Source organism: Dyella halodurans (assembly GCF_026283925.1).
Taxonomy (GTDB): Bacteria; Pseudomonadota; Gammaproteobacteria; order Xanthomonadales; family Rhodanobacteraceae; genus Dyella; species Dyella halodurans.
In genome coordinates, this window is sequence record NZ_JAPDPF010000001.1 from 1 (window position 1) to 21243 (window position 21243).

At 65.0% G+C, this 21243-nt stretch carries 21 protein-coding genes; 14 read left to right on the forward strand and 7 right to left on the reverse strand.

What is annotated here, in order from left to right; translation table 11 throughout:
* Positions 1-312: 312 nt before the first annotated feature.
* The 5 genes from OUZ49_RS00005 to rph all read right to left on the reverse strand — a co-directional run bounded on the left by OUZ49_RS00005 (position 313) and on the right by rph (position 5572).
* Positions 313-681 (reverse strand): PilZ domain-containing protein, encoded by a 369-nt coding sequence (locus OUZ49_RS00005; RefSeq protein ID WP_266147818.1) that lies wholly within the window; start codon positions 679-681, stop codon positions 313-315.
* The gene (locus OUZ49_RS00010) at positions 678-2951 is read right to left on the reverse strand and encodes a DUF1631 family protein (protein WP_266147819.1); all 2274 of its coding nucleotides are present in this window, start codon (positions 2949-2951) and stop codon (positions 678-680) included. The genes OUZ49_RS00005 and OUZ49_RS00010 overlap by 4 nt, the downstream gene beginning before the upstream one ends.
* Before the next feature lie 98 nt (positions 2952-3049).
* Positions 3050-4216, reverse strand: a complete 1167-nt coding sequence (gene hemW, locus OUZ49_RS00015) for a radical SAM family heme chaperone HemW (RefSeq protein WP_266147820.1) — start codon at positions 4214-4216, stop codon at positions 3050-3052.
* Positions 4217-4220: 4 nt separating this feature from the next.
* Positions 4221-4820 (reverse strand): RdgB/HAM1 family non-canonical purine NTP pyrophosphatase, encoded by a 600-nt coding sequence (rdgB, locus tag OUZ49_RS00020; RefSeq protein ID WP_266147821.1) that lies wholly within the window; start codon positions 4818-4820, stop codon positions 4221-4223.
* A gap of 20 nt (positions 4821-4840) precedes the next feature.
* Positions 4841-5572 carry a ribonuclease PH gene (rph, locus tag OUZ49_RS00025; RefSeq protein WP_266147822.1) on the reverse strand — a complete coding sequence of 244 codons (732 nt, stop codon included), beginning with the start codon at positions 5570-5572 and terminating at the stop codon, positions 4841-4843.
* An 81-nt stretch (positions 5573-5653) separates the two neighbouring features.
* On the opposite strand from rph, the gene OUZ49_RS00030 reads away from it, so the two are divergent.
* The 7 genes from OUZ49_RS00030 to OUZ49_RS00060 all read left to right on the forward strand — a co-directional run bounded on the left by OUZ49_RS00030 (position 5654) and on the right by OUZ49_RS00060 (position 10926).
* Positions 5654-6514 (forward strand): YicC/YloC family endoribonuclease, encoded by an 861-nt coding sequence (locus OUZ49_RS00030; RefSeq protein ID WP_266147823.1) that lies wholly within the window; start codon positions 5654-5656, stop codon positions 6512-6514.
* A complete protein-coding gene (gene gmk / locus OUZ49_RS00035) occupies positions 6511-7152 on the forward strand; it encodes a guanylate kinase (RefSeq protein WP_266147824.1) in 642 nt (213 codons plus the stop codon). Before OUZ49_RS00030 ends, gmk begins: the two co-directional genes overlap by 4 nt.
* 203 nt (positions 7153-7355) lie before the next feature.
* On the forward strand, positions 7356-8192 hold the full coding sequence (locus OUZ49_RS00040) for an ABC transporter ATP-binding protein (protein ID WP_266147825.1): 837 nt from the start codon (positions 7356-7358) through the stop codon (positions 8190-8192).
* Positions 8189-8962, forward strand: a complete 774-nt coding sequence (mlaE, locus tag OUZ49_RS00045) for a lipid asymmetry maintenance ABC transporter permease subunit MlaE (protein WP_266147826.1) — start codon at positions 8189-8191, stop codon at positions 8960-8962. The genes OUZ49_RS00040 and mlaE overlap by 4 nt, the downstream gene beginning before the upstream one ends.
* A 64-nt stretch (positions 8963-9026) precedes the next feature.
* Complete coding sequence (gene mlaD / locus OUZ49_RS00050; protein ID WP_266147827.1) at positions 9027-9893, forward strand: outer membrane lipid asymmetry maintenance protein MlaD; 867 nt, start codon at positions 9027-9029, stop codon at positions 9891-9893.
* 53 nt (positions 9894-9946) lie between these two features.
* Positions 9947-10621, forward strand: coding sequence for an MlaC/ttg2D family ABC transporter substrate-binding protein (locus OUZ49_RS00055; RefSeq protein WP_266147828.1), 675 nt, complete (start codon positions 9947-9949; stop codon positions 10619-10621).
* Complete coding sequence (locus tag OUZ49_RS00060; RefSeq protein ID WP_266147829.1) at positions 10621-10926, forward strand: STAS domain-containing protein; 306 nt, start codon at positions 10621-10623, stop codon at positions 10924-10926. The genes OUZ49_RS00055 and OUZ49_RS00060 overlap by 1 nt, the downstream gene beginning before the upstream one ends.
* 66 nt (positions 10927-10992) lie before the next feature.
* Here OUZ49_RS00060 and OUZ49_RS00065 read toward each other — a convergent pair whose 3' ends face one another.
* Entirely contained in the window at positions 10993-11838 is an 846-nt protein-coding gene (locus OUZ49_RS00065; protein WP_266147830.1) for an MlaA family lipoprotein, read from the reverse strand.
* 200 nt (positions 11839-12038) lie between these two features.
* On the opposite strand from OUZ49_RS00065, the gene rpoZ reads away from it, so the two are divergent.
* The 7 genes from rpoZ to OUZ49_RS00100 all read left to right on the forward strand — a co-directional run bounded on the left by rpoZ (position 12039) and on the right by OUZ49_RS00100 (position 20403).
* Positions 12039-12329, forward strand: a complete 291-nt coding sequence (gene rpoZ / locus OUZ49_RS00070; protein ID WP_266147831.1) for a DNA-directed RNA polymerase subunit omega — start codon at positions 12039-12041, stop codon at positions 12327-12329.
* Positions 12330-12465: 136 nt separating this feature from the next.
* Positions 12466-14631, forward strand: coding sequence for a RelA/SpoT family protein (locus OUZ49_RS00075; protein WP_266147832.1), 2166 nt, complete (start codon positions 12466-12468; stop codon positions 14629-14631).
* A gap of 166 nt (positions 14632-14797) precedes the next feature.
* Positions 14798-15181 (forward strand): RidA family protein, encoded by a 384-nt coding sequence (locus OUZ49_RS00080; protein ID WP_266147833.1) that lies wholly within the window; start codon positions 14798-14800, stop codon positions 15179-15181.
* A gap of 80 nt (positions 15182-15261) precedes the next feature.
* Complete coding sequence (gene recG, locus OUZ49_RS00085; protein ID WP_266147834.1) at positions 15262-17382, forward strand: ATP-dependent DNA helicase RecG; 2121 nt, start codon at positions 15262-15264, stop codon at positions 17380-17382.
* 192 nt (positions 17383-17574) lie between these two features.
* Positions 17575-18501, forward strand: a complete 927-nt coding sequence (locus OUZ49_RS00090) for a nucleoside hydrolase (RefSeq protein WP_266147835.1) — start codon at positions 17575-17577, stop codon at positions 18499-18501.
* A gap of 105 nt (positions 18502-18606) precedes the next feature.
* Entirely contained in the window at positions 18607-18852 is a 246-nt protein-coding gene (locus tag OUZ49_RS00095; RefSeq protein ID WP_266147837.1) for a type B 50S ribosomal protein L31, read from the forward strand.
* A 255-nt stretch (positions 18853-19107) separates the two neighbouring features.
* Positions 19108-20403 carry a citrate synthase gene (locus tag OUZ49_RS00100; RefSeq protein WP_266147839.1) on the forward strand — a complete coding sequence of 432 codons (1296 nt, stop codon included), beginning with the start codon at positions 19108-19110 and terminating at the stop codon, positions 20401-20403.
* Positions 20404-20565: 162 nt separating this feature from the next.
* Here OUZ49_RS00100 and OUZ49_RS00105 read toward each other — a convergent pair whose 3' ends face one another.
* Positions 20566-21240, reverse strand: coding sequence for a hypothetical protein (locus tag OUZ49_RS00105; RefSeq protein WP_266147840.1), 675 nt, complete (start codon positions 21238-21240; stop codon positions 20566-20568).
* Positions 21241-21243 lie beyond the last annotated feature (3 nt).

A 21243-nucleotide genomic window follows, 5' to 3' on the forward strand; every position in this document is an offset into this window, starting at 1 on the left:
GCGCTCTCCCCGCGCGCCTTGCCCACCATGATCGCGCCTCGCTCTTCGGCGCTCAGATGACTGTAGTTCTGACCCATGCATCACCTCGAAGGGGGTGTTGCACTTGATGTTAGAGACCGCCTTACTTCTCTTTGGGCAAGCAAAGAGAAGTGACCCGGCCTCCGGCAGGAGGGCGGAAGCCCGCCGCAGGCGAGCCAGATCGCGGTCACATCACAACAGAGCGAAAGGCGCAGGAAGCCTCGCTACGAACGTCCCGCGTGCTGCTAGGTCAGCCTGCCATCGGAGGGATGAGGGAAGCCAGCAGACGAAACCTTAATTCTGCCCAGGCAACTCCAACCAAGCGTCCAGCAAGGCCGCATCCGAATCCCCGATGGCCACGATGCGATAGCCGGCCCAAACCTGGCCCGGACTGGCCGCCTCCTCCTGCCACTGCTCCTGGATGCCCACCTCGATGGTCTGCGGTGAACTGCCCAGGCCGGGCAGGGAAAGGCTGACCTGATAAATCGCCTCGCTGCGTGGCGGATGGGGGCTGATCAACAGCATGCCGTTGGCCGACAGGTTGCCCAGGTGTCCGATCGACTGGCCGCTGATGACGTCGGTCACCAGGGCGGTGAAATTGGCCCGCTTGCGCAACGCCCGACGCTGGTCGATGGAAGTGATGTTCTCCGTCACGTCGCTCATGCTCCCTCACGCTGTGCGCCCGCCAGCGGCTTGGTGACTTGGCGCAAGTGGCTGGTCAGGGCCTGCCAGGCTCGATCAAGCAGGTTCTCGCGCACCGGGGCCATTTCGCTCGCTCGACCGCAGGCCATTTCGTGCGCCAAGTGCTCCAGGCTCATTTCCTCGCCGCGCATGCCGCGGCGCGTCACGAACAGGCTGTTGCCGGATACCGGCGAGTACCAGGCCAGCTTGCGTTGGGTGACTTGCCCGGTGGCAGGGTCGATGAACTCGAACCAGCTGCCGAAGGGGAGCTGGCGCAGGCGGTTGTGGATACGCTGCGTCTGCGGCTCCAGTGGGGCAGCAGGGCGCACGACCGGTTCGGGCGCAGGAGTTTCGGTCGTGGCGTGCTCGCCGAGCCGCTGGTGCTGCTTCAGCTTGAGCGCGAGCTCGGTCGTGGTCGTGGTTTCGTTGCTGACAGGGGTGTTCTGGGGAATGCCCAGCAGGCGCTGCGCGACCTGGACGGCTTCCTCGGCATGCATGCCAATTTGCTGCAGTCCGGATTCCACTTCGGCCTGCAGCAGGTTGCGGTCGGTGACGGCCTGTTGTCCCAGCAACTGATCGGTAATGCGCAGGCGCGTGGCAAACGCCTCGCTGTCTTCGCCATGGCGTAGCAGGGTCAGCGCCAACACGTCGGACCAGGCCCGTTCCAGCAGGGTGCGCAACAGGCCCCGCGGATTACAGCGCTCGAAGCGCTCAAGCATCAATTCCGCGGCGCGATGGCGTGCCTGTTCCAGGCGCTCGCGGCCCTGCATGGCTTCCACCTGGCGCCGCTCGGCGATCTGCGCCTTGCGGTTGAGCAGGTTCAGATGGTGCTCGATATCGGCCATCAAGCTGGTATACAGACCGGTGCTGGGCGGCTCGCGGCGGGCCCGGTCGACCAGCTGGTTGAGCTTGGCGGAAAGCGAGCGATCAGCGTCCCCTTCGGGACCGTCCAGCCAGTCGTTGGCCGCTTCGGCCACCATGCTCAGCAGCTTGCGCGCCGGGTGTTCGCGCTGGTTGAAAAAGCCCTGGTCGGCCACGGCCATGCGCAGCAGTGGCAGCTGCAGGTCACCTAGCAGCGAATGCGCGTTGCCACCGCGTTGCATCTGTTGGCCCAGCTGCTCGAACAGCATCGACACCAGCTCAACCGTGTCGCCCTGTTCGTCACTCAGGTGCATCTGGCTGGTGCCGGCCGGCCGGCCGGCGTTGAGCTGGGTGAGCAGCTCTTCGCGCAGCGCCTTGGCGCTGTGCAGCTCGCGGGTGGCATGGTCGGTCACATCGGAGACGTGCAGCTGCAAGGCGTCCAGCGCAAGTTGCAGTTCTTCCGGCGAGGCGGCACGCCCTCCGCTCTGATAGTTCAGCGCACCCTGGCCGGCGCGATGCTGCGCCAGCATTTCGCGGAGGCTGTCGAGCACCGCAATGCTGTCGGTGCGTGGCGCGGTTGCATTCGGCGGGGGCGTCGACGGCGCAGCTTGATTCCGTGCGAAGGCGCTCGGCGCCTGTTCCGCGAACGGCGCGCGCTGCCGTTCCAACTGGACGCGCGGCGCGGTCGGGAACGCACGCAACTGCGGCAGGATGCCATCGCTGCGCAGGTGCTCGTTGACCGTCTCGTAGATCGAGGGCAATGACTGCACGACGGCGTTGTCAAAACTCTGCAACATCAACAATCGGTGTTCGACCGGCAGGTCCATCGAGGCGCTGGCGTCGCGGAACGCACATGCCAGTGCCTGCGGGCCCAGCGGCAGGACCTCGCCCTCCAGCGGCGGCTGGCCGACCAGCACCGCAAAGCGATAGCCCAGCTCGAACAGCAAGGTGCCGTTGCGCGCTTCGCCGCGAGCGACCAGCTTGTTGAGGGCCACCGTCTGTTCGTGCTCGGTCTGGTCGAGCAGGGCCAGTGGGCGGCGCAGCGCATCGGGCTCTTCTTCCGCCGCGGCAGGCGCGCCAAGCTTGCTGAAGCTGGTGCGCACGCCCTGGATAAAGCGCCGCTCCAACGCGACGCGATGCTGTTGCAGTTGCTGCCTGCTGAAGAGATGTTGCTGCTGCTCGAGATGATTGCGCGAGCGTTCGGCCAGCGCATAAAGGCGCTGCTCGATATCCCCCAGGCACAGCCGCACGGGCGATTCCAGCCAGCTCGCGCAAAGTGCGTGTGTTTCCTCGATCAGGCGTCGCGCACGCGGCGGCCAGCCCGCATTGTCAGGACGGGCGTCCTGATCGGCTGCAAACGGCTGACGTCGACCCTGCTGTTCGACATCCATGATTAACCCTGTTTCAGACTCCCCCCGGAGCCTCGAGTTTAAGCGGGTTGCGGCGTTGCCGCCATCGGCTGGACGGGTGATCTCTTTAGAACAGGCTCTCAGTCCAGGAAGCCGGCGATCACATCATTGAGAAAACGCTGGCCCAGGGGGGTCGTGCGCAGCAGATCAGGCTCGTCGGTGAGCCAGCCGCGCCCGCGGGCGGCAGCCAGGGCCGGGGCGATCCGCGCAGCCGGCAGGCCGGTGCGTTCGGCAAAGTCGGCCAGGGGCACGCCGTCGATCAGGCGCAGTGCATTGAGCATGTACTCGAACGGCAGTTCGTCGCTGGCCACGGCGCCATCGCCGCCGATGCGCTCCTGGCCGCCCGGTGCGGCCAGATAGGCCTTGGGGTGACGGGTCTTCCAGCGTCGTCGTACGGCACCCGCAGCGGGATCGCTGAGCTTGCCGTGGGCGCCGGCGCCGATGCCCAGGTAGTCGCCGAAGCGCCAGTAATTGAGGTTGTGCACGCAGCGGCGGCCGGCCTGGGCATAGGCGGATATCTCGTATTGGCTATAGCCAGCGTCCGCCAATTGCTGTTCACAGGCCTCTTGCATGGCCCAGGCATGGTCGTCATCGGGCAATGGCGGCGGGTTAGCGGCGAATGCCGTATTCGGTTCCAGGGTCAGCTGGTAATGCGAGATATGCGTAGGCTGCAGCGCGACCGCGCGTGCCACATCGTCCAGCGCACCTGCCTGCGCCTGCTGGGGCAGCGCATACATCAGGTCCAGGTTGATATTGGCGTAGCCGGCGTCCTGGGCGGACTTCACCGCCGCTTCCGCCTCGCTGGCGGAGTGGATGCGGCCCAGGCGGCGCAATTTATCGTCATCGAAGCTCTGGATGCCGAACGAAAGGCGATTCACCCCCGCCGCCAGATAGCCGTCGAAACGGCCGTGCTCGACCGTGCCCGGGTTGGTCTCCAGGGTGATCTCAGCCTCGGTCGCCAGCGGCAGGCGCGAGCGCACGCCGTCGAGGAAGCGGTCGATCAGCTCCGGCGCGAACAGGCTGGGCGTGCCGCCGCCGAAGAAGATGCTGTGCACCGGTCGGCCAAAGGCGGCCTCGCCAAAATCGCGCAGGTCGGCATCCAGGTCCGCCAGCAGCACGTCCACATAAGCGGCATATGGCGGTGGTTCGTTGCGTAAGCCGTGCGAATTGAAGTCGCAATAAGGGCACTTCTTCACACACCACGGCATGTGGACGTACAGCGACAGCGGCGGTGCGATCAGCGGCATGAGCTTAGAGATGCTGTGCGTTCAGGCGTGCGCGCAACTGGATCAAGGCCTGGGCGCGGTGACTGATGCGGTTTTTCAGCGCTGGCGCCAGTTCGGCGGCGCTGACGTCCTGGCCATCCGGCAGGAACAGCGGGTCATAGCCAAAACCGTGGGTGCCACGCTGCTCGGTCAAGACCCGGCCGTACCAGCGGCCTTCGGCGATCAGTGGCGAAGGGTCATCTGCGTGCTGCAGCAGCACCAGCACGCAGATGAAGAAGGCGCCGCGTTGTTCGCTGGGCAAGCCGTCCAGCTCGCGCAGCAGCTTGGTGTTGTTGGCCGCGTTGTCGCCGTGGTTGCCGGCGTAACGCGCCGAATACAGCCCGGGCGCACCGCGCAGGTGGTCGACGCAAAGCCCCGAATCGTCGGCCAGGGCTGGCAGACCACTGATGCGCGAGGCATGGCGCGCCTTCAACAACGCGTTCTCCACGAAGCTGAGACCGGTTTCTTCCACGTCCTCCACATCGTACGCCGACTGCGCCACGAAGCTGCGCTCGCTGCCGGCGAGCAGGTCGTTGAACTCGGCCAGTTTGCCGGGATTGCTGCTGGCGATGACGATACGGGACATGCGTGGTTTTCCGGTGGGGATCAGCTCAGTTCCAACGCCGCGCGCTGGGCGGCGACAAGTTCGGCGATGCCCTTTTCGGCCAGGCCGAGCAAGGCGTCCATCTCGTCGCGGCGGAAGGCATGGCCTTCGGCCGTCCCTTGTACCTCGATGAAACCACCGCCGTCGTTCATCACCACGTTCATGTCGGTATCGCAGTTGGAGTCTTCGGCATAGTCGAGATCCAGCACCGGTACCCCCTGGTAAATGCCTACCGACACCGCGGCCACGGCGCCAACGACTGGGTTGCGTCGAAGGTTTTCGCGCTTCATCAGCAGGTTTACCGCGTCCACCAGGGCCACGTAGGCACCGGTGATGGCGGCCGTGCGGGTGCCGCCATCGGCCTGGATCACGTCGCAATCGAGGGTGATCACACGCTCGCCCAGGGCCTGGCGATCGACGCAGGCGCGCAGGCTGCGGCCGATCAGGCGCTGGATTTCCATGGTGCGGCCACCTTGGCCGCCGCGCGCGGCTTCGCGCTGCATGCGGGTATTGGTGGCACGGGGCAGCATGCCGTATTCGGCCGTGACCCAGCCCTCGCCCTTGCCGCGCAGCCACGGCGGCACGCGGTCTTCGACGCTGGCGGTGCAAAGCACGCGGGTATCGCCAAAACCGATCAGCACCGAGCCTTCGGCATGGCGTGTGTAATGGCGTTCGATGGTAATGGTGCGCAGCTGGTCGCTGGCGCGACCGCTAGGGCGGCTTTGGGAGCTCATGGGGCGAATGGCCTTAGGAATTGGGCAAGGCAGGGCGGGAGAGTTTACCATTGCGCCTTTCCAGACATCCGCAGGCTCTCAATGATCCGCAGCATGACGGCTTACGCCTCCGCCGAGACGACCGGCCCCGCCGGCACGCTCAGCTGCGAATTGCGCACAGTCAACCACCGTTATCTTGAGCTCAGCCCGCGCCTGCCGGACGAATTGCGCGTGTTCGAGTCGGCCTTGCGCGAGCGCATCGGCGCACGCCTTTCACGGGGCAAGGTGGATGTCACGGTGCGCTTGCGTGGCGATGCCCGCGGTGAATCGCTGCAGGTCAATGCCGGCGTGCTGGCGCGGCTGTCCGAGCTGGCGCTCGACATGGAGGCCCGCTTCCCGCGCATGAAGATCGAGTTCACCGAGTTGTTGCGCTTTCCGGGCGTGCTGCAGCAAGCCGAGGTGGACCCGGACCTGTTGCAGGGCGCCTTGCTCGAGGTGCTCGAGCGCGCGCTGGACGCGCTCACCGCAACGCGCGAGCGTGAAGGCGCCAAGCTGGGTGAGTTGCTGAAGGACCGCCTCGACGCCATCGAGCGCATCGTGGCGGATGTGCGCACCTGGATGCCGCAGATCCGCGAAGGCCTGCGTGCACGCCTGGAGTCGCGGCTGGCCGACATCAAGCAGCCAGCCGACCCGGGCCGACTCGAGCAGGAACTGGTGCTGCAGATCACGCGCACCGATGTGGACGAGGAGCTCGATCGGCTCAGCACGCATATTTCCGAGACGCGTCGCGTGCTCGGCATGAAGGAGCCGGTGGGTCGCCGCCTGGATTTCCTCATGCAGGAATTCAACCGCGAAGCGAACACGCTCGGCTCCAAGTCGGTCGATTCGCGCAGCACCAATGCCGCGGTCGAGCTGAAGGTGTTAATCGAGCAGATGCGCGAGCAGGTGCAGAACATCGAATGAGCACCAGCACGCCCAGCCTGGCGACCTCCGAAGGCACCTTGTTCGTGGTGGCCGCGCCGTCGGGTGCGGGCAAGTCCACCCTGGTCAATGCGCTGCTTGAGCGTGAGCCGGCGATTTCGCTGTCGATTTCCCATACCACGCGCCCGCCGCGTCCTGGCGAGTTGTACGGCCGGCACTACTACTTCGTCGAGCGCGTGGCGTTCGAGCGCGAGGTCGCTGAAGGCATCTTCCTGGAACATGCCGAAGTGCATGGCAACCTGTATGGCACGTCGCGCACCACGGTGTCCGAGCTGCTGGAGCAGGGGCGCGACGTGCTGCTGGAGATCGATTGGCAGGGCGCGCGGCAGATTCGCCAGAGCAAGCCCGATTGCGTCAGCGTGTTCATCCTGCCACCTTCGCGGGCGGAGCTGGAGCGCCGTCTGCGCGGCCGCGGATCCGACAGCGCTGAGGTCATCGCACGCCGGCTGCATAACTCGCGTGAGGAAATCGCCCACGCCCACGAGTTCGACTACGTCATCGTCAATGATCGCTTTGAGGACGCCCTGGCCGACCTGCAAGCCATTGTGCACGCGGTGCGCCTGCGCACCTCGCTGCAATGGCAGCGCCACGAGGCGCTGATCGCCGAGCTGCTGGCGTAAGGCTAATCTGACCTTGGATGAGGCAGAGTCGTCAGCCGGGCGGATGTCCGTCATGCCAGCACTCGCCGGGGTCGCGGAAAAACGCTGGCAGGAATCCGCAAATCCTTGTTTCGTTAGCGGAAGCTGAGCGCATCGACGATCGGTGCATGGTCTTCAAAGGCTTATTCAGCTAACGTGGCGGCTTTCCTCGCGCAGCCTCGCCCATGACCGACTCCGTTAGTGCCAAGCCCGAAGACAGCGCCCTGGTGCGCGTCCGTGGCCTGACCACGGTGCTCAATGGCAAGAAGGTCTTCGATGCGCTGGATATGGACATTCCACGCGGCAAGATCACCGCCATCATGGGCCCCAGCGGCACCGGCAAGACCACCTTGCTGAAGCACATCACCGGCCAGATGCGTGGCGACGCCGGGGATGTGATGGTGGATGGGCAGAGCGTGTCCAGGCTGTCGCGCGACAAGCTGTTCGAGCTGCGCGAGCGCATCGGCTACCTGTTCCAGAATTCCGCGCTGCTGACCGATTTCGACGTGTTCGAGAACGTGGCGTTTCCCCTGCGCCAGCACACCCAGCTGCCCGAGGTGCTGATCCGCAACATCGTGCTGACCAAACTGCAGGCCGTGGGTCTGCGCGGCGCCGCCGGCCTGATGCCGAGCGAACTTTCCGGCGGCATGGCCCGTCGCGTGGCGCTGGCGCGTGCGATCGTGTTCGACCCCATGTTGATCCTGTACGACGAACCGTTCGTCGGCCTCGATCCCATCGCCTTGAATCAGGTGCTCAAGCTGATCCGCACGCTCAACCAGACCCTGGGCATCACCAGTGTGCTGGTGGCGCACGAGCTGGAAGCGATCAAGCAGGTGGCCGACCACATCTACCTGATCGCCAATGGCAAGGTCGTTGCGCAAGGCGATCCGAAGACGATTGCGAATGACGGCTCGCCGTGGACGCGGCAGTTCTTCGGTGGTGAGGCCGATGGCCCGGTGCCGTTCCAGTATCCGGCCGGCGATCTCGCCGCGTCGCTTGGTTTTCCAGGGAGGGGCGCATGAGCGTGCCGATGAGTCGCGACAACATCGTGCTGCGCTCGCTGTCGCAGATCGGCGATTGCGGCCTGTTCCTGCTGCGCATCCTAGCCTCCGTGCCGCGCAGCCTGCGCCACCTGCGCGAGACCGTGCGCCAGCTGTGGTTTGTCGGCGCGATGAGCCTGATCATCATCATGGTCTGCGGCCTGTTCGTCGGCATGGTGCTGGGGCTGCAGCTATATGACGTGCTGTCGATCTTCGGCGGCACCTCGGCCACCGGCACGGTGGTGGCGATCGCGATCTATCGTGAGCTCGGTCCGGTGGTGACGGCGCTGCTGTTTGCCGGTCGCGCGGGCACCTCCGTCACCGCCGAGATCGGCCTGATGCGCGCCACCGACCAGATCGCCGCGATGGAGATGATGGCGGTTGATCCCATCGCCTATGTGATCGTTCCCCGTTTCCTGGCCGGCGTGATCGCCATGCCCCTGCTGTGCTGCGTGTTCTGCGCGCTGGGCATTTTTGGCGGCCACCTGGTGGGCGTGAGCTGGCTGGGCATCGACAACGGCACGTTCTGGTCGAACATGACCGCGACCGTCGACCTGGTGAAGGACGTGATCAACGGCGTGCTGTGGAAGAGCGTGGTATTCGGCACCGTGGTATCGCTGATCGCGGTGTTCCAGGGCTACACCACGCCGCCGACCAGCGAGGGCGTCGCCTACGCCACGACCCGTACCGTGGTGGCGTCCTCGATCGCCATCCTGGCGCTCGATTTCGTGCTGACCGCATTCCTGATGTGACCGGCCTGATGACGAGCGCCCACATGAAAACCGTAACCCTCCCTATTCGATTGAGGATTGTGCCGTGAGCCAGAGACCCTCTTATGCCGTCGGCACCGGCCTGTTCATCGTGCTTGGCTTTGCCGCGCTGGGCTATCTCGCCACCCAGACCACCTCGGTAGCGAATAGCAGCCGTGGCCCGAGCTATACGGTGCAGGCGCACTTCGCCAACATCGGCCAGCTCAAGGAGCGCGCGCCGGTGAAGGTGGCAGGCGTGCGCATCGGCCAGGTGCAGTCGATCATGCTCGACCCGAGCCGGGAGACGGCGGACGTGAAGCTGGCCATCGACCAGCGTTACAACCAGATTCCGAATGACTCGGTGGCCACCATCTTCACCAGCGGGCTGCTGGGCGACCAGTACGTGGGCATCCAGTACGGCAACTCCAAGAAGACCGTGGCCGATGGCGACACGCTGGCGCTGACGCGGCCGGCGCAGCAGTTGGAAGAGATGCTGGGCCGCTTCTTCGGCGCCGGCGGCGCAGCGGACAACCTGTCCGGCAGCTACCTGGTCAAGGCGCGCTTCACCAATGTGGGCGCACTCTCGGCAGGTGCCCCGGTGAAGATGGCTGGCGTGGCCATCGGCAGCGTGCAGTCGGTGAAGGCCGACCCAGTCAAGCTCGATGCGGAGGTGACCCTTTCCATCGACAAGCGCTACGACCAGATTCCCGATGATTCGGCGGCGGCCGTGTTTACCAGCGGCTTGATCGGCACCCAGTTCGTCGCGATTCAGCCTGGCGGTTCGCCCGATATGCTGAAGAACGGCGACGAAATGGTGCTTACCCAGTCGGCGCTGCAGATCGAGGATCTGATCGGCAAGTTCCTGGTCAGCGGCTCGTCCAGCGACAAAAAGAGCCCCGACGCCGGCAAGCCCGACGCTGGCAGCAAGCATTGAGTCCGCGTCACGCGACCCGATATTCCCTAAAGATCTTGTCGAGGAGTCTCCCCATGTTGCGCAGTCTGGCCCTTGCCACCGCCATCGCCTTCGGTGGCGTGGTTGCCGCCCCCGCTTTCGCCCAGAACGCTGCCGCCCCGGCTGCGGATACCCAGCAGACGCCGACCCAGGTGGTGCAGGTCATTACTGACCAGCTGTCGAAGGCCATCGAAGGCCACCAGCAGGAGCTGAAGAACAACCACGAAAAGTTGATCGGCGTGATCGACGGCGTGTTCCTGCCGCACTTCGATATCGACTATGCGTCGATCCTGGTGCTCGGCCAGCATGCCCGCGAGGCGACGCCGGAACAGCGCTCCCGCTTTGCCAAGGCGTTCTACAACTCGATCACCCATCGCTATGCCGAGGGCCTGCTCGACTACACGCGCGGCCGGGTCAAGGTGCTGCCGTCCAGCGGCGACGTCAACGACAAGCGCACCATCGTGCGTACCCAGGTCGTTCTGGACGATGGCAAGACCGTCGCTGTCGACTACGCCTTCCGCAAGGATCGCGATGGCAACTGGAAGGCTTACGACGTGATCATCGAAGGCATTTCCTACATCACCAACTATCGCAACCAGGTCGACGCCGAGATCCGCAAAGTGGGCATCGACCAGCTGATCACCAACCTTGAGACGCAGGGTGACAAGGCCTTGGAGTCGATGGAAAAGGACACCAAGGCCGCCCCGTGATGGCTTCCGCGATAACGCCCCTGCAAGTGGACGACAGCGCGCCGGATGGCGTGCGCGTGTCGGGCCCACTGACGTTCGCCAATGCTGCGGTGGCCCTGGATGCCCTGACGGCGGCGGTGGCTCGCGACGGCCGCCATACGCTGGACCTGGCCGGGGTGACCCGTTCCGACAGCGCCGGCCTCGCCTGCGTGCTGGCGGTACTGGCCCAGGCGGCCGAGCAGGGACGCAAGCTCACGGTGCGCAACATTCCCGAGGGCATGCACCTGCTGGCCAGCGTCTGCGAAGTGGAAGACCTGATGGCCTGAGGGTCCGCCGGTCGCGCCAACAAAAAGGGGCCTGATGGCCCCTTTTTGTTGGCGCGATGGCAGCGATTACTGCTGTTTCGGCGGATTCTGCGTCGGCTTTTCGGTTGGCTGCTGGTTCTGCCACTTCTGCTGCTCTTCCAGCAGCTCGTCCGGATTGAAATTCTTGTCCTTCAGGCCCTGCATCTGCTCGATGACGTCTTCCGGCGGGTTGCCGCGGTAGATCATGTACAGGCGCTGCTGGCGAAACGCATCGCGTAGGAAGGCGTAGGGGTCGTAGGCCGAATTCAGGAAGCTCTCCGCGTCGACGGCGCTCGAGCGCAGCGAGATCAGGTACAGCACCTGCGGCAGGTATTCCTGCCCGTACTCGTAGCTGTTGTTGCGTGCGAAATAGCTCAGCGGGTCGAAGAAGTAGCCGTCCACCGGGATGCGCCAGACATCGCGCATGGTGGTGGGGCCAAGGAATGGCAACATCAGGAAGCTGCCTTCGGGCACGCCCCAGCGAGCGAGCGTGACGCCGAAGTCGGTCTCATTCAGCGGGATACCGAGCTCGCTGGCCGGGTCAAACAGGCCCCCGAGGCCGAAGGTCAGGTTCACGATGAAGCGGCCGCTGCTTTGCACCGCCTCCTTGGGACGAGCCTGCAGCAGGTCGTTGGCCACGGTGATCGGCAGGCGGATATTGGTGAAGAAGTCACTCACCGAGCGCCGCATTCCTTCCGTGGTCACCTTGCGATAGCCCATCGCCACCGGGCGTACGACCGCCTTGTCCACCGAGTTGTTGAACGCGTACACGCTCCGGTTGAACTTCTCGTGCGGATCGTCGGTGCGCGGCTTGGCGATCGCACAACCGGTCAGCAAGGCCACGGCCACCAGAGGCAGACTGCGCGTGAGGAGGGAGCGGAAGACTGGCGACATGGGTGGCAACGGTCCCGGGGTTGGCTTAAGCAGAATATTGTACTTGGTAGTTTTTTATTGTGTACAGAACCCATTATGTCTCAGGCAGCTGCGCTGCAGGCTGGCTGAACCGCGCATCATAAAGCTTGCTGCATTGCCAGCAAAGCGCCCTCTGGCTACACTGACACACGATAAGTCGCTTTATTCTCTAAGGATTTCAGATGGCCCGCATTACCGTCGAGGACTGCCTGCAGGTGGTCGACAACCGCTTCGAACTGGTGCTCATGGCGACCAAGCGCGCCCGCCAGCTTGCCAACGGTGCTGAGCCGGCAGTCAATCCGGATCATGACAAGCCGACCGTGCTCGCCCTGCGCGAGATCGCCGACCGCCGCATTGACCAGATCACGATTGACGAAATCGACAAGGCCGAGCGCGAGCGCGCCGAGCGCGAAGCCCTCGAGTGGGCTGCGGCCGAGGTGGACGATGACCTCTCCAAGGGTGGAGATGACTGATGGAAGGCGGTGGCTGTAGACCACGCTCGCAAGCAGCCGGCATGACCGGCACTTGGCGCTGGCGCGTCCACCCAGCCACGGTTTTTGCTTCTAGCAAACGCACGGAGGCGGTCGCCTGAGCGGGGACCGAACATCCATGCCGGCAGTCACGGATCCGACCCCTCAGGATACGTCGACGCTGCCGCCTTACGTCCTGGCCTTGAAGGAACGCGTGGCCTACCTGCCCGAAGCGCAGGTGGCCCGCGTGATCCGCGCATACGAAGTGGGCGCGCAGGCGCATGAGGGCCAGGCCCGCAAAAGCGGCGAGCCCTACATCACCCATCCGGTGGCCGTGGCCGGCATCCTGGCCGAGCTGGGCCTGGACGCCGAGACCATCATCGCGGCGATCCTGCACGACACGCTGGAAGACACGGCGCTCAGCCGCAGCGAGCTCGCCGGCGAGTTCGGTGAAACCGTGGCCGAACTGGTCGATGGTGTCACCAAGCTGGACAAGATGAGCTTCAGCAGCCGCCAGGAAGCGGATGCGGAAAGCTTCCGCAAGATGCTGCTGGCGATGGCGCGCGACCTGCGCGTGATCCTGATCAAGCTCTCCGACCGTCTGCACAACATGCGCACGCTGGGCGCCAAGGATGCGCCATCGCGTCGGCGCATCGCGCGCGAAACGCTGGAGATCTACGCGCCCATCGCGCAGCGCCTGGGCATGAACAAGGCCAAGGCGGAACTGCAGGACCTGGGCTTTCGCGCGCTTTATCCCGATCGCTATCGCGTGATCAGCGAGCGCATCCGCGCGGCGCTGGGCAATCGCCGCGAAGCGATGGGCAAGATCGAGACGGCGTTGTCGGCGCGACTCACCGCCGAGCACCTCACGGCACGCGTAGTCGGGCGCATCAAGTCGCCGTGGAGCATCTATTCCAAGATGCACAACGAGCACAAAAGCTTCGCGCAGCTGATGGATGTCTACGGCTTCCGCGTGGTGGTCGAATCGGCGATGAGCTGTTACATGGCGCTCGGCGCGGTGCATGGCCTGTACAAGCCGGTGGATCGCCGCTTCAAGGATTTCATCGCGATTCCGAAGGCCAATGGCTACCAGTCGTTGCATACCGTGTTGCTCGGGCCGTTCGGCGCGCCAATCGAGGTGCAGATCCGCACCGCCGAGATGGATTCGGTGGCCGAGCGCGGCGTGGCTGCGCACTGGGCCTACAAGACCGACTCCGGACCGGCCAACAGCGCGCAGGCACGTGCGCGCGAGTGGCTGTCGTCGCTGGCCGACAGCCAGGCCAATACGGCGTCGTCGTCGGAATTCATCGAAAACGTGAAGATCGACCTGTTCCCGGACGAGGTCTACCTGTTCACGCCGCGCGGCGACATCCTGGCCTTGCCACGCAATGCCACCGCGCTGGATTTCGCCTACGCCGTGCATACCGACGTGGGTGATCACGCGGTGGCGGCGCGCGTCGACAAGAAGCTGCTGCCGCTGCGCACGCGCCTCGAATCAGGCCAGCTGGTGGAGATCATCACCGCGCCGTCGGCAGTGCCCAATCCCGCGTGGCTGGAATCCGTCGTCACCGGCAAGGCGCGTACGGCCATCCGCCAGTACCTGAAGCATCTGCAACATGAGGATGCGGTGGACTTCGGTCATCGCATGCTCGATCGCGCGCTCGATGCGCTGGGTTCGAGCCTGGATGCGATTCCTCCAGCCGTGCTCGACCGATTCCTGGAGACGTCCAAGCTCAAGCGTCTTGAAGAACTGCTCTCCGATATCGCGCTGGGCAACCGCATGCCGCACCTGGTGGCCAGTCAGCTGGTGGCTGCGCGCGGCAAGAAATCGTCCGATGTGCAGCAGTTGCCGCATGTGGCGGAGAAGATCCGCATCACCGGTGCGGAGCGCGGCGTACTCAGCTTCGGCAATTGCTGTCACCCGCTGCCGGGCGACGAGATCATCGGTTACCTGTCGTCGGGCAAGGGCATCGTGGTGCATCGGGTCGAATGCCCGAACGTGGTGGAGCTGCGCAAGTCGCCGGAGCGCTGCGTGGCGATCGAGTGGGATCGCGACGTGCAGGGCGACTATCGCGCCGAGCTGCGCATCGAGGTCATCAATCGACCGGGCGTGCTCGCCACCGTGGCTGCCGCCATCGCTGCCGCCAACTCGAACATCGAGAACGTGGAGTACGTCGAGCGCGACGCGGCGGCGGCCACGTTGCTGTTTGCGCTGGAAGTGAAGAATCGCAAGCACCTGGCTGAAGTGATTCGCCGCGTGCGGCGTACCGGCGTCGTCAGTGGTGCGTATCGCTATCCTCTGTAGGGATTAGCGGCGGGCAGCGAGGGTGCTCCGCTGGGGTGCTGCACCTTGATCCTGGCTGTTTTTCAGCGCGCCTGAGGCCATGCGCGGGGCAGGGCCATGCGTCCTCGCTACCCACCTCTCGTCCCTCGCTTTAAACTCGTCGCTCCCCCGACCCGAGGAACACCCCATGTCCCGCAGCATCATTTCCACCGATCAGGCACCGGCCGCCATCGGCCCGTATTCGCAGGCCGTGCGCGCGGGTAGTACGGTGTATTTCTCCGGGCAGATTCCGCTGGATCCGGCGACGGGCGCGCTGGTCGATGGCGATATCAGCGCACACACGCGTCGCGTGTTCGACAACCTCAAGGCGGTGGCGGTTGCGGCGGGTGGTTCGCTGGACAAGATCGTCCGCGTTGGCATCTACGTCACCGACCTCGCCAATTTCGCCGCGGTGAATGCGGTCATGGCGGAGTACTTCCAGGCGCCGTTCCCCGCCCGTTCCACCATCGAAGTCGCCGGCCTGCCCAAGGGTGCCGAAGTGGAGGTCGACGCGGTCATGGTGCTCGACTGATCCCTGCACGTGCCATGTGCCGACAGCCGGAAGCGCGCCGCCGGCTGCGCGCCTGGCAGTTGCTCGGTTAGGCTTTGCCGATGCCGACCCCTAGCGCTCTCGCCCTGACCTCGACGCATGCTGCTCCTGGCGATACGCCGGTTTCGGCCTTGCCCGGGGTGGGCCCTGCGTTGGCCGATGCGCTGGCGCGGCTCGGGCTGGAGCGGGTGCAAGATCTCTGGTTCCATTTGCCACTGCGCTACGAGGACAAGACGCGGGTTGTCGCCATCGCCGACCTGCGCCCTGGCGAGCGTACCCAGGTGGAAGGCGTGGTGGAGGCGGTGGAGCGGGGCTTTCGCTATCGCCCGCAACTCAAGGTGGCGATCAGCGATGACTCGCTGCAGACACTGGTGTTGCGCTTTTTTCATTTCCGGCGCAGCCAGGCCGAACAGATGCAGCCGGGCACGCGTCTGCTTTGCTACGGCGAAGTGCGCCAGGGCCCGCAAGGGCTGGAAATGGTGCATCCGCAGTATCAGCGGATCAGCGGCGACGAGCCGGCGATCGTCGATGAGCTGCTGAGTCCGATTTATCCGACCACCGAGGGCCTGGGGCAAAAGCGCCTCGCCGGCGTCATTGCCAAGGCGCTGGCCCTGCTGCCGCCCGACGCGCAACTCGAGCTGATCCCGCCCGCACTGTGCGCGCAACACGGCCTCACGTCGTTGCGCGATGCCCTGCTTTACGTGCATCGGCCGCCGCCGGATGCGCACATCGGTCAGCTCACGGCAGGGCGTCATCCGGCGCAGCAGCGCTTGGCCTTCGAGGAACTGCTGACCCAGCATCTGAGCCTCAAGCGCATGCGCGCGGCCGTGCGTCGTCGCCATGCGCCAAGCCTGCGTGGCACGGGGCAGCTGCGCGAACGCCTGTTGGCCGGCCTCCCGTTCGGCCTGACCGGCGCGCAACAGCGGGTGACGGCGGAGATTGCCGTCGACATCGCGCAAGCCAAGCCGATGTTGCGGCTGGTGCAGGGCGACGTCGGCAGCGGCAAGACCATCGTCGCGGCGCTGGCCGCCATTGCCGCGGTGGAATCAGGGCAGCAAGTGGCCTTGATGGCGCCGACCGAGCTGCTGGCCGAACAGCATCTTCACCACTTCCGTCACTGGCTGACGCCGCTAGGCGTCGACGTGGCGTGGCTGGCCGGCAAGGTGGCGGGCAAGGCACGGCAACAGGCGCTGCAGCGCGTCGCCGAAGGTGCCCACGTGGTCATCGGCACGCACGCGCTGATGCAGGAAGGCGTGACGTTCGCCCAGCTCGGCCTGGTGATCGTGGACGAACAACACCGCTTTGGCGTGCAGCAGCGCCTGGCGTTGCGCGACAAGGGGGCGGACCAGGGTTCCGGATTGGTGCCGCACCAACTCGTGCTCACCGCAACGCCGATTCCGCGCACGCTGGCGATGAGCGCGTATGCCGACCTCGATGTTTCCGCCATCGACGAATTGCCGCCGGGCCGCACGCCCGTGCAGACCATCGCGATCTCCAATGCGCGCCGCGCGGAGGTGATCGAACGCATCCATGTCGCCTGCCTGGAAGGACGGCAGGTGTACTGGGTGTGCACCTTGATCGAGGAGTCCGAGCAGCTGCGGGCGCAAGCCGCCGAGGTCGCCTATGCCGAGCTCTCCGCCGCACTGGCCGATTGCCGGATCGGTCTGATCCATGGGCGCATGAAGCCCAGGGAAAAGCAGCTCGTGATGGACGCGTTCAAGGCGGGCGAGTTGAGTGTGCTGGTGGCAACCACGGTCATCGAGGTGGGCGTGGACGTTCCCAACGCGAGCTTGATGGTCATCGAGAACAGCGAGCGGCTCGGCCTGGCGCAGCTGCATCAGTTGCGTGGCCGGGTGGGGCGCGGTTCGGTGGCCTCGAATTGCGTGTTGTTGTACCAGCCGCCGCTGGGGCAACTGGCTCGCGAACGCCTGCAAGTGATGCGCGAGACGAATGATGGTTTCCGCATCGCGGAAAAGGATCTGGAGCTGCGTGGTCCCGGCGAAGTGCTGGGCACGCGCCAGACCGGCCAGCTCAGTTTTCGCATTGCCGATCTGGCGCGCGATGCGCATTTGTTGCCGGCCGTGCAGGAGGTGGGGGCGTATCTGCTATCCCATCACCCACAACAGGCAGAGCAGTTGATCGTGCGCTGGATCGGCGCCGCCGCCCGTTATGTCCACGCCTGAGCCTGACGCACCGGCATGCGTGTAGGAGCGCACCCAGTGCGCGACCGCGGAGTGACGGCGTTACCCCTGCGCCAGGCCCTCTTGGGGGGCTGGTTGTTCGCGCACTGGGTGCGCTCCCGCAAAAGGGCCGCGAACTTGCGCCTGCGCCCAGAGCTTTTAAGCTAGCTGGTTCACACCCAACGACGAAGTCTCATGAGCAAGCCACAACTGCTGATCGATACCGACCCCGGCGTGGATGACGCGCTGGCCATCCTGATGGCGCATGCCCACGCAGACGTCCTGGGGTTGACCATCGCGGCGGGCAACGTCGGTCTCGCGCATACCGTGCGCAATGCGCGAACCCTGGTCGATCTGGTGGGAACGCCGACGCCGGTCTTCGCGGGTTGCCCGACGCCACTGGTGCGCATGCCGGAAGAAGATGCGGTGCACGTGCATGGCGTGGATGGCCTGGGTGATGTGGGCTTCGCGGAGCCGCAGGCGGTGGCGTCCGCCGAGCATGCCGCTCACGCCATCCTGCGGCTGACGCGCGAACATCCTGGCTTGACCCTGGTGGCGCTGGGGCCGTTGACCAATCTGGCGCTGGCCTTGCGCCTGGATCCCGCCTTGCCGCAACGCGTGACGCGACTGGTCGTGATGGGCGGGGCGGTGACCGGCCAGGGCAACACCGGCAAGATCCCGGCCGAGTTCAATATCGGTTTCGATCCGGAAGCTGCGCACGTCGTCTTCGAAGCCTTCCCGATGTTCGACCTGGTCGACTGGGAAGCCACGCTGCGGCACGCCTTCATCGACGAAGACTTCGATGCCTGGCTGGCTGCGGGCGATAAACGCGCCGCATTCTTCGGGCAGGTATTCGGCACCGCGCGAGCCTTCAATCGCCAGCGCGGCCGTCGCGGCGTGATCGCGGCCGATGCGCTGGCCATGGCCGTGGCACTCGATCCGGACATCGTGACGCGCAGTGAACAGCGGCATGTCGCGGTAGAATTGGACGGTCGCCTGACGCGCGGCGCGACGGTGGTCGATTGGCTGGGGCGCCTGGGGCAGCCGGCGAATGCGCGCATCGTGATGGAAGTGGATCAGGCCCGTTTTGCCGCCATGGTCAGGCGGGCGCTGGGGGCCTGAATCGCCTCGCGCCGGGCCCCCGGGCCCAAGTGATTGACCGACTTGCCAATGAGCGAGGTTGGTCGATATAATGCCGCTCTTTTCACCCACCGCTTTGAGTCAGTCATGAAGCCCGATACCCATCCGAATTACCGCCCGGTGGTGTTCCAGGACCTGTCGTCCGATTTCGCGTTCCTCACGCGCTCGACGATTGCCACCAAGGAAACCGTCAAGTGGGAAGACGGCAACGAGTACCCGCTGATCAAGGTGGATATCTCCAGCCAGTCCCATCCGTTCTACACCGGCAAGCAGAAGACGCTTGACGTTGGCGGTCGCGTCGACAAGTTCCGTCGCCGCTACGCGCAGAAGTAAGAGCGCGCAAAGCATTGTCTGGGCACCGCGCTCGCGTGGTGCTGCACGGATAAGAAGCGCGGGGCGAGCCTAGGCTCGCCCCGTGTTTTTTTGTGCTCGCAATCCGACCATTCGCTAGGGCATGCCCCCGGAACGTTGTGCGATAATGGGCGCTGAGGTGTCGCAGTCAGTCCCCGAGGGCGACATCAACCCTACCTCGCCGGCCCTCGCGCTTTCGCGACGCGCCGACGATGACATTACGTGAAGGAGGTTTCCGTGTCCGATTCCAAGATCGTCAAGTTGGTGGATGAGTCGACCAACCGCAGCAGCGAATTGCCCCTGCTCAGCGGTACGCTCGGTCCTGCATGCATCGACATCGGCACGCTGTACAAGGACACGGGCCACTTCACCTACGACCCGGGCTATGGCAGCACGGCCAGCACCAAGAGCGCGATCACCTATATCGACGGCGACGAAGGCGTGCTGCTGTACCGCGGCTACCCGATCGAGCAGCTGGCCGAGAAGTCGAGCTTCCTCGAGGTGGCCTACCTGCTGCTCAATGGCGAATTGCCGAACAAGCAGGAGTTCTCGAACTTCGAACACGAGATCACGCATCACACGATGATGCATGAGTCGCACAAGAACTTCTTCCAGGGTTTCCACCACGACGCGCATCCGATGGCCATGCTGGCTGCCTCGGTGGCGTCGTTGTCGGCGTTCTATCACGACTCCCTGGACGTGGATAACCCGGCCGACCGCAAGCTTGCCGCGATCCGCCTGATCGCCAAGATGCCGACGATCGCCGCGGCCTGCTATCGCTATTCCATCGGCTGGCCGTTCCGCTATCCGCGCAACAACCTCGAATACGTCGACCGCTTCCTGCACATGATGTTCGAGGTGCCGAGCGAGCCGCTGGAAATGAGCCCGGTGGCGGCCAAGGCGCTGGACCTGCTGTTCATCCTGCACGCCGACCACGAGCAGAACGCCTCGACCTCGACCGTGCGCCTGGTCGGTTCGACCGGTGCCAACCCGTATGCCTCGGTGGCCGCTGGCATCACCGCGCTTTGGGGTCCGGCGCACGGCGGCGCCAACGAGGCGGTGCTGAAGATGCTTGAAGAGATCGGCACCGCGGACAAGGTCGAGACGGCCGTCAAGCGCGCGAAGGACAAGAACGACAACTTCCGCCTGATGGGCTTTGGTCACCGCGTCTACAAGAACTTCGATCCGCGCGCCAAGATCATCCGCGAGATGTGCCACAAGGTACTGAACGAGCTGGGCGTCAACGACCCGCTGCTCGATGTGGCGATGAAGCTGGAAGAGGCGGCGCTGAAGGACGACTACTTCGTCGAGCGCAAGCTGTACCCGAACGTCGACTTCTACTCCGGCATCATCTACAAGGCGCTCGGTATTCCGACGGAAATGTTCACCGTGATGTTCGCCATCGCGCGCACCGCCGGCTGGATCGCCCACTGGATCGAGCAGCACGAAACCCCGGGGTCGCGCATCGGTCGTCCGCGCCAGATCTATACCGGTTCCGACGTGCGCAACTATGTTGCTGCCGACAAGCGCTAAGCGCAGTCGGTATTGAGGTAAAGAAAAACGCCCCGGTGGTTGCCGGGGCGTTTTTTTGTGGATGTCTTACCGGCGCCAGGGTCGCCCATTCAAAACCGCGAGAACCCTGTAGGAGCGCACCCAGTGCGCGACCCAACGCGCCTCAACCCAACCTGCCTTCGTTCAGCGCAGCGCGGTCGAAAGCATCCGCTCGAAATCATCTTCCTCGTCGCCCGTCGCCAACAGCTCCTCGACTGCGGCGAGCGGCGCGCGCCGCATGGGTTTCTCGTCGATGCGATCAAGCGGTGGCTGCCGCAGCGAGTCGAGCGGTAGTACGGTGATATCGAAGGGCAGGCCGTCGGCGGAGAACAGCAGCACCGGATATTCGGCTTGTTCATCACGGGTGGTGCGCAGGCGCCGGGTCTGCTGGGTCAGTGGCACGCCACGTTCCTGCAGGAACAGCACCACCGCTTCGGCGTGGTCGCTGAACACGTGCAGGCATACCGCCGAATGCGCGTCGGCGGTGCCATCGAGGACGGCGCCGACCAGGCGTGGTTCGAAGCGCTCGAGGAAGCGCATGGCCTCGGCCGCCGCCTCCCGTCGTTGCTGCAGCAGCTGCGGCTGGGTGTCGGCATGGAAGATGCGCTGGTGCTCGCGCAGCGCCTGTTCGATCTCGTTGTTGCGCGGCAGGGCCTGCGCATCGACGATGCCAAGCCGCTCGGCGGCCTTGATCTTGGCGTGGTGGAAGTCGCGGATGCCGTGTTCGCTCATCAGGCGCGCCGCCTCCTGGGCGACGCGCAGACGGTTGCGCTGAAGACGATCCTGCGCGTGGATACGGTGATGTTCGCCTCGTGCCATGCC